Origin of the sequence: Haliscomenobacter sp. (assembly GCF_041740695.1) — a bacterium.
GTDB lineage: Bacteria > Bacteroidota > Bacteroidia > Chitinophagales > Saprospiraceae > Haliscomenobacter.
Map to the genome: position 1 here is coordinate 13,737 of NZ_JBGSLK010000014.1, position 13,959 is coordinate 27,695.

Below are 13,959 nucleotides of genomic sequence, written 5' to 3' on the forward strand. Positions count from 1 at the left end.
TGGCTCTTCTTTGAGCAGTCGATGTAAATTTATACACCGCTGGGGATGACCAGGTGATTTTTATCTTTTTCTTTAGCGTAGGTTCAATTTTTTAAATGAGAACGTAAAAACCAAGCCATTTTTTCATGATTCTCCATGAGCCCGGTTATGAAATCACTAGAGCCCAAATCGTGAAATTCACTAGCAAAACTTTTGATGTGCTCGCGCAAAATGATGATGATACTTTCGTGGTCTTCTAACAATTCTTTGATAAACCCTTGACTGTCGTTGGGTTCCCTGGTCTGTTCGCTTAGGTGGGTCAAACTTAAATATGATTTTAAAGTAGCTGGTGCGTAATGCCCGATTGAACGAATACGCTCGGCCACACCGTCAATCAAATCGTCCAATTGCCCAAACTGACTTTCAAAAAACTTGTGCTTATCATAAAAATCTGCACCTTCAATGTTCCAGTGGGCGTTTTTTGTTTTGATGTAAAGTACTGTTTCATCTGCCAAAATTTTTGCCAGCTCATTGGCAACTGCTTGCCGGTTGGTATCGGTTATTCCTATTGCTGTTTTCATGATTGTATTTGGTTTACGTTGGTGGATGCGGGAATGCATTTTCACCTGATACAAAGATGCGTCCAACCAATAGCTAAGACTTTACACAATTCCTGAAATGAATTACATGATTCACTGATATTATCAGCCATCGGAATGATGTGGGAGAATGATGAGCGCTTTCCCATTAAAGGCGCTCCAACTCCACCGTATAATCGTGCTGCAAGTCTTCATGCAGGAGCGGAATCACCTTACGAATCCGGTCCAATTGCCGTTCGTAAAGGTTATGGAGCACCTGAATCCGCTTGATCGGTGGGCGCAACTCTTTCATTTGGGCACAAAAGAAAAGCAACAGTTCCACTTCTGTTTCCTTCTTGGTGGAATAGCGGATGGTCGTTTTTACACCACGCAGGATTTTGACCACGCCTTTTTTGATGACAACTTGAGACCAGTTGGTGTTGATGGCTGAAAACTGCTCCAGCATCTCCGCCTCAGTCCGACGAATGAAGGTGTCTTCATCGTCGGCTTCAAAAAGCAGGTAGCTGAGCAGCTCCTTGTTCTCTTTTTTGAACTTGCTCAAGCGCAAGCACAAAGCGACCAACTCGAAAGTTGATCGCTGTTGTAATTCTTTTTTTAAGTCTTTTACGCTGGCCGCTTTCATCAATTTGGATTAAAAGATCCCAGATTTTCAAACTTCTCAAAGCGACATTTTTATTATCACAAAGGAACAAAACAAGGACACAAAGGACACAAAGTTAGACGTTGACGGCGCTTCGCTTTGTGTCCTCTTTTTTTCTCTTTGTGGTTAAAAAAATGTCGCTTTGGTAGGATCAGGGATTGGGTTAAATCCACAAAGTTAGGCATTTCTGCAAATAGCGGCTCGGGTAGTTCAGGGTTAGTACCCCTACGGCTTTTTAACCTTCAACTCCGCAAAAACTTTATCAAACAGCTTCACATCATAGTTGTGATCTTTGAAGTAGGTATAATCATCCTGCATCAATTTCTCAAAACTCAAATCGGGCCTGACCATATTCTTTTGATGCGCTTTGTAAATGGCCAAGGCACTTTTGTAATCATTGTTGAATAGGTATAAATGCGCCATATTGCCCGCCATATTGAGGTCTTCCGGGTACAATTGCACTCCTCGCTTGAAATAGGCCAGGGACTCCGGGTATTTTTTAAGCTCAAAAAAATACCAGCCAATTTGGTTAAAAAATGGATTGGCCAACTTGAGGGTATCCAGGTTGCCGATTTTTTTGGCTATCGGGAATTCCTTGTCTCCTACCGTGCGGGTGTAACCCAGGATGTTTCCTTTATCGTCTTTTACAAATTCTTTTACGGCCTGAAATTCTTCGTTGAAAAAACGAGTGGGGCTGGTATAATACATTTTTGCATGGGTGCCATCCGTAAAAAAATGGTACTCGTTGTCTTTTTTACCCACAGCTGCCCATGAATCATCAAATAAATAAAGGCCTTCGTAGGTTTTTATAACGTCGTCGGAAACAGATATGCTGGTTTTCCGCTGTGGCTCGCGGTAAAAATTCTTCCAGTTGTAGGCTTTGGCTACACTTTGAATCACATCGTACAACAACCTTCCATTTTCACTATTCAGAAAAATGGCCACGCCGTAACCATCTTCGAGACTGCCATAAAATTGGCCGCAAAAACCGTCATTCCCGGCACCATGTTCAAAATACTTGGCACCCTGAAGATCCATAATAAAGGTACCCATGGCCGCAGATTCGTTGTGGTAAGGCGTCAGGTGCAGTTTTACCATCTCCGGGCTCAGCACTTTGGAAGCTTTGCCTTGCTGGGCCAACTGCATGTCGATGATGTACTGGCAAAGATCGCTGGGGGTCATCCACAAACCCGCCGCAGCCTGCTCGGGGTAAACGTGGAATTTACCCGCAATCGGGGTGCCATCCGGGAGGTAGGCGGAGGCAGACAAGCGTCGTTTGTCTTTGGAGGGCGGCTGTGCGTAAGTACTGTTGACCATCCCGATGGGCTTCAACACGTTCTCGTACATCCAGGTGTCATAGGCTTGGCCGGTGATGTCGGTAAGGATGACTTGCGAAATGGTGGTGCCTCCACCCGAATATTGAAACTTCAAATCGGGTTCAAACAGACTGCGCACCGCAGGTGTAACCGCCGGAGCTTTTCCATCCAATACCTCAAACACCGTGGGCGTAGGGCCATTGATGTTGTGCCCCGGGAAACCATGGGTGGATAACCCTCCGGTGTGGCTCAGTAGATTTGCCAGGGTTATTTTTTTACCTTTTGACAAGGAATCATAAGGGAATTTCCAGGATTTTAAGTAGGTATTGATGTCTGCATAGAGGTCGATTTTTTTCTCCTGTGCCAGTTTCAAAATGCCCAAGGCATTCAATGTTTTGCTGATGGAACCTGGTTCAAATAAGGTTTCGGGTGTGACGGGTCTTTTCTCGGCTTCGTCCGCCCAGCCGTAGCCTTTTGCCCAAGCTACTTTGTAATCCTGGATGACGGCGATGCTCAAACCTTTTACCTTGTATTTGGCCATCCGTTCGAGGATGGTGTTGGGGCGGGCATCGTTGACGACCAGGTTGCCGGTGATGTTGTTCTCTACCTCCTTGATCTTGGCAAGGGTTTCGGGAGAATAAGTGCTTTGGGCAAAAACAGTTGCGCTAAAGAGCAACAGAACAATGGATAAAATAGTGGTTTTCATGGTGTGGATGATTTTACCCACAACGTACGGGGATTTGGGGAGAGGAGGTGTTATGGAGTTGTGAAAGCGGGAGATTTTGGGATGAATTTTATTTGATGTTATGCCTTTGTAGTGGGGCAAAAATAAGTGTTTCATTTTTTCGGAGCCAAAGGATTAGATAAGAAACTTGAAATGAACCGTTTACTCATCTAATCCTTTGGCAAAATGAAACACTTATTTTTTTATCGCCCCGTTGGACTCAAATGCCAGCCAGGGAAAGGTTTTACCGTTGCACAATTTGGGCCGCCGTCTTTGCCTGTTCCGGGGACTTTCGTTTCCAACACGAGGGAAGCATCAGTCAACAGTTGTTGGATTGTTTCAGCTGAAATATCTCTCAGAGGGACTTTCAAGCGTCGAGTCCAGACCGAATCGAATTGACCCGCAGCTGTACCAATGTCAACATAAATGAAACGTTCGCTTGATGGCCCTTGAACATACGGGCCTTTGAAATCAGGCAAAGAGGCCTGGTTTTCTTTCATTGAAATTTTAAATTCAAAGCACAAATCCTCCTTGCCTGATCTTTGCTTTAAAATTGTTTCGTATTTGTTTCCACTGCCTTTTTGAATTCCAAAGTCAACTCCCGTGGGAGGACTTTCCAAAATAATTCTTATGGGTAGTTCTTGATTCATTTTATTAGGTGTTAAAGGCAGAATTCTGCCTGTATTTAAAACTTTAGCTCTGTTCTTCAGGCTCCTGCGACACCTAAATTTACGATTAAAGTTGCTGTTTAAACAATTCCCAAGTGCCCGTGCAATCATAGTACTCAATTTCTCCATTCTCCAATACATACTCCACAGTGATTGTCCAATCGCCTTCAAAATGGTTGTCAATAAATAGTCCGTAATAATGGATTTCGGGCGCAGGCAACTCATCGAATACCTTAGCCTTACCGGTTTCGTCTATGTACCAATACTTGGGGTACTGTTTAATGAAACTGATGATGTCATTGTCAATGAAACCACGGATGCTTGCTGGGGTGTCAAATACTTTTTTGCCTTCATCGTCCACACAAACACCATTGATGATTCCATCGATTAAGGTCCACTCCACTTCAAAAGGAACCGAAGTCCCTTTTATATCGTCAGGGTAGGGGTCTCCGTAAATGTAGTGTCCTTTTAATTTTTCTTTCATGAGGGAGTTGGAATATTAAGGGCCGTCAATCGAGGAGAACTGGATTGTATTTTTAGTCGAATTGTTCCCGGGTATTAATAAGATCAGCAAGTGCTTCTATGTCCAACCGTAGACCGCTAATGGCATCAGAAAACGCCTTGTCTTTTTGTTTTTGCGACTTGCCATTTTGAGCTCCTTGAATATCGGACTGGATTCTGCTTATCTCTGTGTAATAAGAATTTGTGTTGCGCTTGTAATCATCATCGGTCTGATTAACGGAGTTAAGTATCGATTTATAATTTGAAAAAATATTTGAAAGCTCACCTACGCTGCGAGAGGAATTGTGTCGTGGCAGTTGGTCAATAAGCGAAAGTAATTTGTCGTAATGTTGTCTCATAATAACGGATGTGATAATGGTTTGATAAATAGTCGCACAGTTTTGCCAGAATGTGCTGTTAGTTTACGAAGTTCCGAAAAAAAACTGGCTTGAAGCTAAATTGGCGTACCAGAATTTCGCAAAAATCATGTTGTGATTTGGTTTACGACTAGTATACTTGATCAATTATTTTTTCGGCTGCTCGTTGCCCAGATTTAAGGGTCTTAAAGGTCGTTTTGTAGAAATAGAATAGAGCGATTTTGTGCTGAGGAATTTCAATAAAAATGAAGTCGTCCATTTTATGAAAGAAGTGAAATCCTTTATTTTTAGTTTCAAATATAGTTAAGGAATTAAAATGCTGAGATTTGTCTTTTATTGTCAACCTTTTTAGAGACCGCCGTATTTCGGCAACGGCTTTATTTGGACTGTAATTGACACTTTCTCTTAAAATTAAAAGTGGGGTATCGGCCAAGTCTGGGATATAGCCTTTCTCCTTGTGAGCGAGAAAAGTTCTTTTTGCATTTAATACCTGGAACTTATAGTCAATTATTTCAAGCCAACGAATAATGTGAGAAAGGTCTTCATTGTTAAAGTATTCGGTCGGCAAATTAATTTCGGAAAATATCTTTGTCAAATATAACTCCAGCGAACTTAATTTTTCGTTGTTGCATTCAGAACATGCAGGGACTGTGGTTTTGTTATAAGTCTGGTCGAGACCGTTTATGTTCGTAATAAAAAACTTTTCAGTTGAACCTTCGTATGTCCATTTAGGAATTACGTGTTCCTTTGTCAAGTTTTCTTTGGCACCGCAAAAACTGCAAAGCTCACATGTCGCCATCTTATTAACTGTCGAGCGTGATATTTTTGTCTCGGCGAGGTGATTAACTATTAATCGCGAGTTTTTTCTTGCTGAAGTCCGAATTGATGTAAGTTTGTTATCTAGGTACATTGTCTGGGCAAAATTTTCGCCTAATACTACTTTGAGCCAGGCTTATAAAAATGAGCTTATAAAAACTCAGACTTTGCCAGGTTTTGCAGAAACGATTTGTACTAAACCCGGCTCGGTGAAGTATAACGCATGGCGGCTTTACGAAGTTCCGAAAAATGATGAGGCAAATTAAGATTGGTTTTCGGAATTTTGCAAAACCGCAGTTGCACGGAGGGCGAGTTAAATGGGGACTTTACGCACTTTGTGGCTACACTTTAACACAATAGTCGGGGTATTGAGCAGTTGATAACTCTGCAAACCGGAGATCAGCATTACAGATGCCGCTACCCGGCAATATTGCTTCCAAAGCTTTTTTTATTTAATTTGCGTCAAATTGACAACCATGACAATCGCGACAAGTCGGTACAGCATTGAGGATTACCTGGAAATGGAATCCACTAGCCTCACCAAACACGAGTATTGGAATGGGAAAATCTGGGAAATGGCGGGAGGAAGTGATGTGCACAACGAAATCTGCGCACGCATCATCATTGAAATGGGCAAGGCACTGGAAGCGCGCAACCTGGCTTTCAAAATATACACCAGCGACATGAAGGTCTGGATTGAAAAGCACAACCGCTTTGTATATCCTGATGCGGTAGCCATTGCCGACAAACCTAGCTACTACAAAAACCGCCGAGACATCATCACCAATCCTTTGTTGGTGGTAGAAGTTTCTTCGGACGGAACCGAGGCTTACGATCTCTCTTCCAAATTTGAACAGTACCGCAGCATTCCTACTTTTAAAGAATACATCATCATTAGCCAAACCGAGCGCATGGTCACACGGTACTTTCGAGAAAAAGAAAACCTCTGGAGCATGACGGATTACGTTGGGCCAGATGCACTGATTCCCTTGCAGTCAATGGGCTTGGAGATTCCATTGAAGGGGATTTATTGGGGGGTGGATGTTCCGTAGCAAATCTGCTTACCCAATTCCCTCCAAATCATCACCATTGTTGAATGACAATCCCGATTTGACCATCCATCACAGCAAACTCTTTTGCGCCCCAGGGCCTGATGGTAATTCGAGAAAGGTTGGGATGTAGTAATTCCGGAAACTTTAATGAGACACTTTGATAAACCTCCTCTATGTTCTCTGTGACCAGCCTGAATTCTGGATTGTCTTTTTTAGCAAGTTCTTCATTCTGGAAAAGATTCACCCGCAAGCCATCCTTTTCAACTACACAAAATGGAGATGCCGTATCGATTTCATTGTGCCCAATTTTAAACTCCAGACAATCAACAAACGTCTTGATTCCTGATTGGATGTCGACGTAAAAAATGTTGGGAACCAATTTTGTGAAATTCATTTGACCTAACAGATTTAAGTGATGGAATAGTATTAATTGATATTTTGTTACCCGCAGTGTTGTCGTATATGTCTCTTTAGATTTTTTTCTGTATTTGCCAAAGGTGCCCAAAAGGGTCTTTGAACATTCCTTGTCGGTAACCATAATCATGGTCGGTTGCAGGATTAATTTCTGTTGCACCTGCCTGAATGGCTTTATGCATGATGTCGTCCACATCAGGAACGAACAAACCAATAACTGCAGTTACCCCCTTTGCGCTGATTGGTTCAAGCGCGTCACGCATGGTTTCGTGCACATGAAAAATTGCACCGTTGAAGTCTAATTCAGCAACGTGAATACTCCCATCATCGTTCCGAAAACAAAAATGTTCAGTTGCACCGAATTTTAGGTAAAAATCAATGTTAAACGTCCCATTGGGAATGTGCAGTTCGGGAGCAAAATGAGTGGTGTTGTCTGTAGTTTCCATAGTGTTTTGATGTATTTATGCTACATTGTTGTCTGCTTCACTCCGCTTCCGCAATCTCCTTCAACAATTTCAATACCGGATTTTCTTCGCCCTGAGGTGCTTCTTGCACAGCATTGGGTCGCTTGTCCTCCTGAACAATTTCCAGTTTGGTCTGCCCATTTTCACTGCTCAGGTGATAGCTCATAACAAAATAATTTTCAGGCTTGTCTTCCACACCTGGCCTTGGGGCAAACAAACTATAACTTACCAATTCAGTGGGTTTGAATGCCAAAACTTTCCCCCATTGCTCAAATACCTTGTCTTCCCATGCGGTGCTGAATTTGATGTCAGTGCCGATTTCCCAGGTGGTAATCAAATCGCTGCCATATTGCCAAAGTTTTACCCATTCAGGTTTGGTCACCGTGTCCCAAACTTTTTGAGTGGAGGCATTGATTTTAATCGTTGAAATATTGGTTGCCATGTTGTTAGTTTTAGGGTAACGCCCAAAAGGGGGTGTTTTTGCGAAGTTGCGAAAAATAATACTCACAAACGTCAATCAGTCCCAATTTTTGCTGATTGCCCAAAAAGCCATTTAAATAGAAAAAAACTGATTCCTCCCGACAAGAGGGTTGCGAGAATATCCCAAAAGTCAATGGGTTTACCTAAAAGAGGTTGTCCAATTTCATAAACAACCACACTAGCCGTTAGTAGTTTGATCAAGGAATAACCGTGCGTTTTATCGTTTGTCAAAAGACCAATCGGTATAAATATTGCGGCAATTGTTCCCAAGGAATTACCCAATGTATCCGCGATGTGAAAATCATAAATCTTATGGGCATAAATATAGGGTCGGTAATAAGGTCGCACAACAAATTCATAAAACAACAATGCTGAAAGACCAATGGTCAGGTTGATTAGTTTATACTTGGTAAACCGCCATTGGATGGCTTCGTTTTTTAAATCCTCGAGTGTCATTGAGTTGTATTAGCAGGACGTAGAGCGCGGTTATTCTGTAGGTCATAATGGCGTTGTTTATATGGAGTTGATGCTTCATTGTCTTATTGCATTTTAACCCTTATTTCCGGAGCTTCTACCAAATGAAAAGTTGCTGATGCCAATTTTATTCCGCTGTTCGGTGCCTCTATTTCTTTAAGCAAGCGGGTAAACAAGGTTGTTTTGGTGGCTCTTCTTTTTTTATAGCTCACCACATATCGCAGGGTAAACTCCACCCAATTGTCATTTGCAATCACCTCTTGTAAGGCAAATGCGATTCCTGCACCGGCAACGCCTAAGGCCATAGTAAGCCCGCCTAATTTATCACTGAATACAATGGAGAGTAGACAATCGTCATAAAATACCCAATGAAACTGCTGAATTTTTTTGCCCGGTATCGATTATCGTTATCCTTTATTCTGGAAAAGAAATTCTTTTGAAGCGCTTTGATGATTAGCCAAATAACCGCCACACCAATAAAGATGGTAGCAATTTTGCCAACGGTAGGATTGAATAAGATTTTTTGAATTTGCTCTTCCATTAGTTGTTTGTTTCGTCTGCTTAAGCTGGCCACTGTTACCAGTTGGCCTTTATTATTCAGCTTTTAATGGTGCGCCAACAACTTTCATATCATGGTCGGCAAAAACTTTTGCAATTTCTTCTTTTGAGGGCGGAGAAGTCCATTTGTCTGTAACCTTAAAAAATGCTTCCATTTTTCCTGCTGGCAAATAAGATACGATCATTTTTCCTTTTTCTGTCAACTGCAAGAAGGCGTGCTGCACATTTCTTGGCAGAAAAATGGTGTCGCCAGCTTTCATTGGATACCTGTCGTCACCAACCTGGAACAGATATTCCCCCTCAATCACATAAAACCATTCATCCTGGAAAGGGTGAATATGCATTGGAGGCCCTCCGTTTGGCGTCAGTCCGGTTTGCTCAAACACCGCTAAATCATTATCAGTATCCGTTCCGGAAATTTTTATGTCTAGGTTATTTAAGGTGATGCCCTTCATTTTATAGTGCTCACCAAACCTGGCTTCCCCTGCCTTTACTCTGAATCCCTTTTCCATTCGCATCGATAGATTGGTTTTGATTTTAGCCAAAATGCTCAATGGAAGGAGTGCAAGTGCTGATAAGATAAATTTTCCTCGTTTCATTTTATGGTTGTTTTTTAGACATGCTCTGAACCCAAATTTAGCAATAAGTTTCAAAAGAAATGGGACAGCATCAACCGATACTGTCCCATTTCTTGTGAAGTACTTCACCCGCCTTATAATTAACCATTAGACTTCAAAATGATTTTTCACGAAAGCAACTTTTTCATTATCGGTCATCTTATCTTCCGATTCAACGTCTATTTTTATATCCTTAAAATGTAAATCCTTATTCAGGTAATTGTGCAGCTCAGTTTTTGCATTGGTTGGACCAAATAGGAGTACATGGTCATACCTCAAAATTTCAGCGCCTATTTCTTTGTAAAAAGCCTCATCCATTTGCTGTTCTTTGTTGTGCATGAGGTTTTCACTTCTGGTCAAGGCTTCTTCTTTGGTCGTAAAAGTGAATTTTGAGGCTATTGAATGCTTATTTTCCACAGCATTTAAATCGATCAAATTTGCAACTGAGTGATCCATCCAGATGCCTAAGTTTTTAGTTGTGTCCATTTTTTTTGGTTTTGATGATTAACTTTTGTGAATCTTGCGTTTCGACACTGGTTCTTGCCGTATCCTTTTCCATTTCATCAGACACTGTTGCGTCAGTTTTATCTCCGGTATTCTCATTACAAGATTAAGGGAGCGTACCTAATGAGGCCACTCCCAATACGGCGACTAAAATTGATTTTTTCATTTTAAATGTGTGCAACTGCTTGCCGATTGGTATCCGTTATTCCCATTTCAGTTTTCATAATGTTGGGTTTAATGGTTTTGCATATGCCCAATGATGGTGTTTAATGAAGCTTTTAACTTCTCAAGAGCACCTGATACGGCTTGTTCCATGGTGTTGGCCTGAAATGAAACAGCGATAGGTTGTTTGCCTTCTATCCTGGCTTCCAACAAACAACGCATGTCACCAATTCCTTTTTTTTTGCCATTTTCATCAGAGAGATGAGCTTCGATTCTTGAAATATGCGATTGGAATCGATCAAGCTCTGTTGCAATTTGGGAAGTGAAAAAATCTTCATGTCTTTCGTCGCCGATAATCGTTTTATCGGTATTGAATTGAATCTTCATGGTTGAATTTTATTTTAGTGTTAAGGAATGCTGTTACCCGTTGTCTTCCTCCAGGTCATTGTGGTTGTCTCCGCCCAAACTGTAATAGTTATTTTCTTCATCCTCACTACCCACACTTTCCAGTTGATCATCTAATTCTGATCCTGGAACATCCAAATCATCACCTGACATATCATCCTGAAAGTCCTTTTCGTTCAATGATCCTTCTGCAAGGTTTGGGGCTTTATTTTTTGAAAGATCATCGGGGTTGAAATCCATTTCTACCTTACCTTGATTAAAGATGTCTTCTGAAGGCGGGTAGAGTGGATATCCTGAAAGTTTTGAGGTTTTGGTGGTATCTTTTACTTGCTTAATTTCATGGGTCTTCGAATATTCTGCCAATACCTCCTCCAAGGAATTGTAGTATCCCTGTAAGTCATTAGAACTCATTCCCGCGGGATCAATTCCTGCTACTTTTACCGGCATCTCAGCAATGTATTTTGACAATTCAGGATATTCCTTGTGGATTCTCATGGTGATATTTATAATATCTTGTTCCAGTTCAGTTTTTGTTTTCATGCTTTGATGGTTTTTGGAAGCTCAACCTGATCTATTGACAATGATGAAAAGCGATAGAAGCGTTTTGCTTCAACCGCTTTAAAATTTGTTAGTCAACTAAAGCATAGTAATAATCAATTTGCAGCTTCTTTTTGGTAGTTCCAGGGCAGTTCACCTTCTAAAGTAACCCAACCGTCTTCTACTTTTACGGTTACTTTGTCTTTAGGAACAGACCAGTTTGCGTTCAATACATTTAACACTTCGGTAGCAATTTGAGCATTGGTTTTTGTCCATGAATTTGGAAATTTCACTTCAATTTTTTCAACCAAAGCTTTCACCCCAATTACTCTCTTGGCGGCATTTTCTGCTTCCATTTTTTTAGCGTAGCTGTCCACCACACCAGTTAGAGAAACAACACCATCTTTGGCGGTAACTCCAATTTCCGCTGCCTTTAACAAGGGTTCCCATTTGATGGCATTTTGAACATCGGTCTGTAATTCTGCATTATTTTTCATTGTGGAACTTATTTACATTGTGAACAAGTTTTCACAAGAGTGCAAAGGTGAGGACTATTAAAACCTAAAGCCTTACACTATTATTTAAAAGAGTTCCATCATTCACACATTGCCCAAATTAGGATTGTAGTGGAGTTGGCGAGAGGGTTCCACAGTGCTTGGGCAAGATGGAGTAAGGTATCCGCGATGTGAAAATCACAAAACTTATGGGCATAAATATAGGGTCGGCAGTAAGGTCGCCCAACAAATTCCTAAGATGCGCTGATCCCCTTGCAGTCAATGGGTGTGGAGATTCCATTGCAGGGGATTTTCGAAGGTATTGGGTGTAACTGCTTTTGAATTAGACTTAAATTAATTTGATTATCAATTGATTAGCGAATTGCCTGATGATTTTGAAAAAGGATTTTTTATTATAGCGTACATGAGTTACGAGTTTAGGAGTGAGCTACCGCAGCAACCCTTGCACTTCGGCTACGCTCAGTGACCGGGTTGCTGCGGTAGCTCACTCCTAAACTCGTAACTCATTAGTACCATATGGACTGACCAGCAAGCACCTGGAAGCCTGGAAACACCTTATTTCTTCCCTTTCTTTGGCCGATTGGCCTTCATCACATCCAGTTTTGCTTTTTGATCATCATTCAACACCACACGGATTTCTTCTTGCATGGCTTGCAGCAACGGTGCCATGGCCTCGCGACGTGCGGTTTGCTCGGTATTGTTGTCGCGGGCATCTTTCAGTTTGGGGCGGTAGGCGCTCAGTACACCTTTGATTTTGGTTTCTTGATCCGCAGTCAAACTTAATTTGATCCGCATGGAGTCAAGGTTTGGGATAGCTCCAGCTCGACCACCTGGCCGCTGTGCGCTCAAATTTAGTGTAAACAAAAGAAAAAAGGCAAAGACAAAGCTGATTTTTAGCAGTTTCATGGAATACTTTTTATTTGAGTTAAACAAGTTCTAAACCTTTAAAAGACTGCCCCAAAATTTGAGGCGCAGGCGCATCCAGCCAGCGATTGAGCACGGTCGTGTAAATATCCCGGAAGTCCACCTGGTATTTCAAGTCGCCATCGTCCAGGTTTTTCAGGTCGGCAGGGCCGTTGAAAAAGCCTGCTTTTTTCAGGTTTCCACCCATCAGGAAGAGGTTGTTGGCCGTACCGTGATCGGTACCCGAGCTGGCATTTTGTTTGACCCGGCGCCCAAATTCGGAGAAGGTCATGATCAAAACGTCGTTCAGCAGGTTGTTCTGCTTCAGGTCTTGTACAAAAGCCTTCATAGCCTCTGCGTATTGCTGGAGCAAGCGTTCCTGGCGATTGCGCTGGTTGGCATGGGTATCAAAACCGGTCAGACTGGCGTAATAAATGCGGGTATCCGTATCGGCAGTGATCAGTTGGGAGATCATCTTCAGGTCCTTGGCAAATTCGCTCTGGGGATAAGCCACCGTAGAGCGATACACCTTGGATTTTTCGAACAAATAATCCGCCGAAGATTGGGTGTCAACCAGGGTTTTGTACAAGTAAGCCACGTTATCTTCATGGAGGGCGCTACTCGGTGTCTTGCCCACCGCTTGCAGGATTTTGTTGTCGGTAGTTCGTTTGAGTTGCGCGGGATCACTCATGGCAAAACCCCGGCGTTTTTCGCCCTTTAGTGCCAAACTCAAGGTGTCGTCGAGCTCGATCGCCTGATAAGGTGACGCACAACCGGGACAGTTGCTATCGAGGTACCGCCCCAACCAACCGCTGTTCAGGTATTCCGTACTCTCGCTGGCCGTGTGCCAAATGTCCATGGAGCGGAAATGCGAGCGATCGGGGTTGGGGTACCCCACACTGTTCACAATGCTCATCACGCCCTCATCGTACAAACCTTGCAAAGCTTGCAGCGCGGGATTGAACCCCAACTCGTCGCTCACCTTCAGCACTTCAGTTTTTGGGATGGCGAGATTAGGCCGGTTTTGGTAGTAGAGGTCATTTTGGTAAGGCACGATGGTGTTAAGGCCGTCGTTGCCACCCGAAAATTGCACCACTACCAACACTTTACCCGCCCGCCGGGCCATCAATTGGCCGAAGGAAATATCGTTTAGAAAAGCCGGGATCATCATGGCTGTACTGGCCAGCGCCGACTGCTTCAGGAAGTTTCTTCTTTTCATTTTTTTGAAGTTGAGGGGTTGAGGCGTTGGGTTTT

General features: G+C 42.5%; 20 protein-coding genes and 1 pseudogene. 1 reads left to right on the top strand and 20 read right to left on the bottom strand.

The window, feature by feature from the left end:
* Nucleotides 1-83: 83 nt before the first annotated feature.
* The 7 genes from ACEW9O_RS02115 to ACEW9O_RS02145 form a co-directional block, all read right to left on the bottom strand.
* Nucleotides 84-560 carry a Dps family protein gene (locus ACEW9O_RS02115; RefSeq protein ID WP_373548466.1) on the bottom strand — a complete coding sequence of 159 codons (477 nt, stop codon included), beginning with the start codon at nucleotides 558-560 and terminating at the stop codon, nucleotides 84-86.
* A gap of 166 nt (nucleotides 561-726) precedes the next feature.
* Nucleotides 727-1,200 carry a hypothetical protein gene (locus ACEW9O_RS02120; protein WP_373548467.1) on the bottom strand — a complete coding sequence of 158 codons (474 nt, stop codon included), beginning with the start codon at nucleotides 1,198-1,200 and terminating at the stop codon, nucleotides 727-729.
* 243 nt (nucleotides 1,201-1,443) lie between these two features.
* Complete coding sequence (locus tag ACEW9O_RS02125) at nucleotides 1,444-3,240, bottom strand: serine hydrolase (protein WP_373548468.1); 1,797 nt, start codon at nucleotides 3,238-3,240, stop codon at nucleotides 1,444-1,446.
* A 221-nt stretch (nucleotides 3,241-3,461) separates the two neighbouring features.
* On the bottom strand, nucleotides 3,462-3,908 hold the full coding sequence (locus tag ACEW9O_RS02130; protein WP_373548469.1) for a DUF5990 family protein: 447 nt from the start codon (nucleotides 3,906-3,908) through the stop codon (nucleotides 3,462-3,464).
* A gap of 85 nt (nucleotides 3,909-3,993) precedes the next feature.
* Nucleotides 3,994-4,410: a hypothetical protein gene (locus ACEW9O_RS02135; protein WP_373548470.1), complete on the bottom strand. Its 417-nt coding sequence runs from the start codon at nucleotides 4,408-4,410 to the stop codon at nucleotides 3,994-3,996.
* Nucleotides 4,411-4,462: 52 nt separating this feature from the next.
* Complete coding sequence (locus tag ACEW9O_RS02140) at nucleotides 4,463-4,786, bottom strand: hypothetical protein (protein ID WP_373548471.1); 324 nt, start codon at nucleotides 4,784-4,786, stop codon at nucleotides 4,463-4,465.
* Between the two features lie 148 nt (nucleotides 4,787-4,934).
* A complete protein-coding gene (locus ACEW9O_RS02145; RefSeq protein WP_373548472.1) occupies nucleotides 4,935-5,558 on the bottom strand; it encodes a hypothetical protein in 624 nt (207 codons plus the stop codon).
* 538 nt (nucleotides 5,559-6,096) lie between these two features.
* Here ACEW9O_RS02145 and ACEW9O_RS02150 point away from each other — a divergent pair.
* Nucleotides 6,097-6,672: a Uma2 family endonuclease gene (locus ACEW9O_RS02150; RefSeq protein ID WP_373548473.1), complete on the top strand. Its 576-nt coding sequence runs from the start codon at nucleotides 6,097-6,099 to the stop codon at nucleotides 6,670-6,672.
* 31 nt (nucleotides 6,673-6,703) lie between these two features.
* Here the strand turns inward: ACEW9O_RS02150 and ACEW9O_RS02155 are convergent, their stop codons facing one another.
* From ACEW9O_RS02155 to ACEW9O_RS02215, 13 genes and pseudogenes are all read right to left on the bottom strand, one after another.
* Nucleotides 6,704-7,066 carry a hypothetical protein gene (locus tag ACEW9O_RS02155; protein ID WP_373548474.1) on the bottom strand — a complete coding sequence of 121 codons (363 nt, stop codon included), beginning with the start codon at nucleotides 7,064-7,066 and terminating at the stop codon, nucleotides 6,704-6,706.
* Between the two features lie 76 nt (nucleotides 7,067-7,142).
* The gene (locus tag ACEW9O_RS02160) at nucleotides 7,143-7,532 is read right to left on the bottom strand and encodes a VOC family protein (RefSeq protein WP_373548475.1); all 390 of its coding nucleotides are present in this window, start codon (nucleotides 7,530-7,532) and stop codon (nucleotides 7,143-7,145) included.
* 37 nt (nucleotides 7,533-7,569) lie between these two features.
* Complete coding sequence (locus ACEW9O_RS02165; protein WP_373548476.1) at nucleotides 7,570-7,992, bottom strand: SRPBCC domain-containing protein; 423 nt, start codon at nucleotides 7,990-7,992, stop codon at nucleotides 7,570-7,572.
* Nucleotides 7,993-8,063: 71 nt separating this feature from the next.
* Nucleotides 8,064-8,486 carry a hypothetical protein gene (locus ACEW9O_RS02170; protein ID WP_373548477.1) on the bottom strand — a complete coding sequence of 141 codons (423 nt, stop codon included), beginning with the start codon at nucleotides 8,484-8,486 and terminating at the stop codon, nucleotides 8,064-8,066.
* A gap of 83 nt (nucleotides 8,487-8,569) precedes the next feature.
* The gene (locus ACEW9O_RS02175) at nucleotides 8,570-8,809 is read right to left on the bottom strand and encodes a hypothetical protein (protein ID WP_373548478.1); all 240 of its coding nucleotides are present in this window, start codon (nucleotides 8,807-8,809) and stop codon (nucleotides 8,570-8,572) included.
* Nucleotides 8,810-8,820: 11 nt separating this feature from the next.
* On the bottom strand, nucleotides 8,821-9,045 hold the full coding sequence (locus ACEW9O_RS02180; protein WP_373548479.1) for a hypothetical protein: 225 nt from the start codon (nucleotides 9,043-9,045) through the stop codon (nucleotides 8,821-8,823).
* Between the two features lie 52 nt (nucleotides 9,046-9,097).
* On the bottom strand, nucleotides 9,098-9,661 hold the full coding sequence (locus tag ACEW9O_RS02185; RefSeq protein WP_373548480.1) for a cupin domain-containing protein: 564 nt from the start codon (nucleotides 9,659-9,661) through the stop codon (nucleotides 9,098-9,100).
* Between the two features lie 126 nt (nucleotides 9,662-9,787).
* A complete protein-coding gene (locus ACEW9O_RS02190) occupies nucleotides 9,788-10,165 on the bottom strand; it encodes a hypothetical protein (protein WP_373548481.1) in 378 nt (125 codons plus the stop codon).
* Between the two features lie 252 nt (nucleotides 10,166-10,417).
* A complete protein-coding gene (locus tag ACEW9O_RS02195) occupies nucleotides 10,418-10,732 on the bottom strand; it encodes an HPF/RaiA family ribosome-associated protein (RefSeq protein ID WP_373548482.1) in 315 nt (104 codons plus the stop codon).
* A 33-nt stretch (nucleotides 10,733-10,765) separates the two neighbouring features.
* Nucleotides 10,766-11,290, bottom strand: coding sequence for a hypothetical protein (locus tag ACEW9O_RS02200; protein WP_373548483.1), 525 nt, complete (start codon nucleotides 11,288-11,290; stop codon nucleotides 10,766-10,768).
* A gap of 119 nt (nucleotides 11,291-11,409) precedes the next feature.
* Nucleotides 11,410-11,784, bottom strand: a pseudogene (locus ACEW9O_RS02205) (BON domain-containing protein); the annotation flags it as partial.
* 573 nt (nucleotides 11,785-12,357) lie between these two features.
* Entirely contained in the window at nucleotides 12,358-12,597 is a 240-nt protein-coding gene (locus ACEW9O_RS02210) for a hypothetical protein (protein WP_373548484.1), read from the bottom strand.
* A gap of 130 nt (nucleotides 12,598-12,727) precedes the next feature.
* Nucleotides 12,728-13,959 (bottom strand): DUF1501 domain-containing protein (locus ACEW9O_RS02215; protein WP_373548485.1); only part of this gene is annotated, 1,232 nt, incomplete at its 5' end.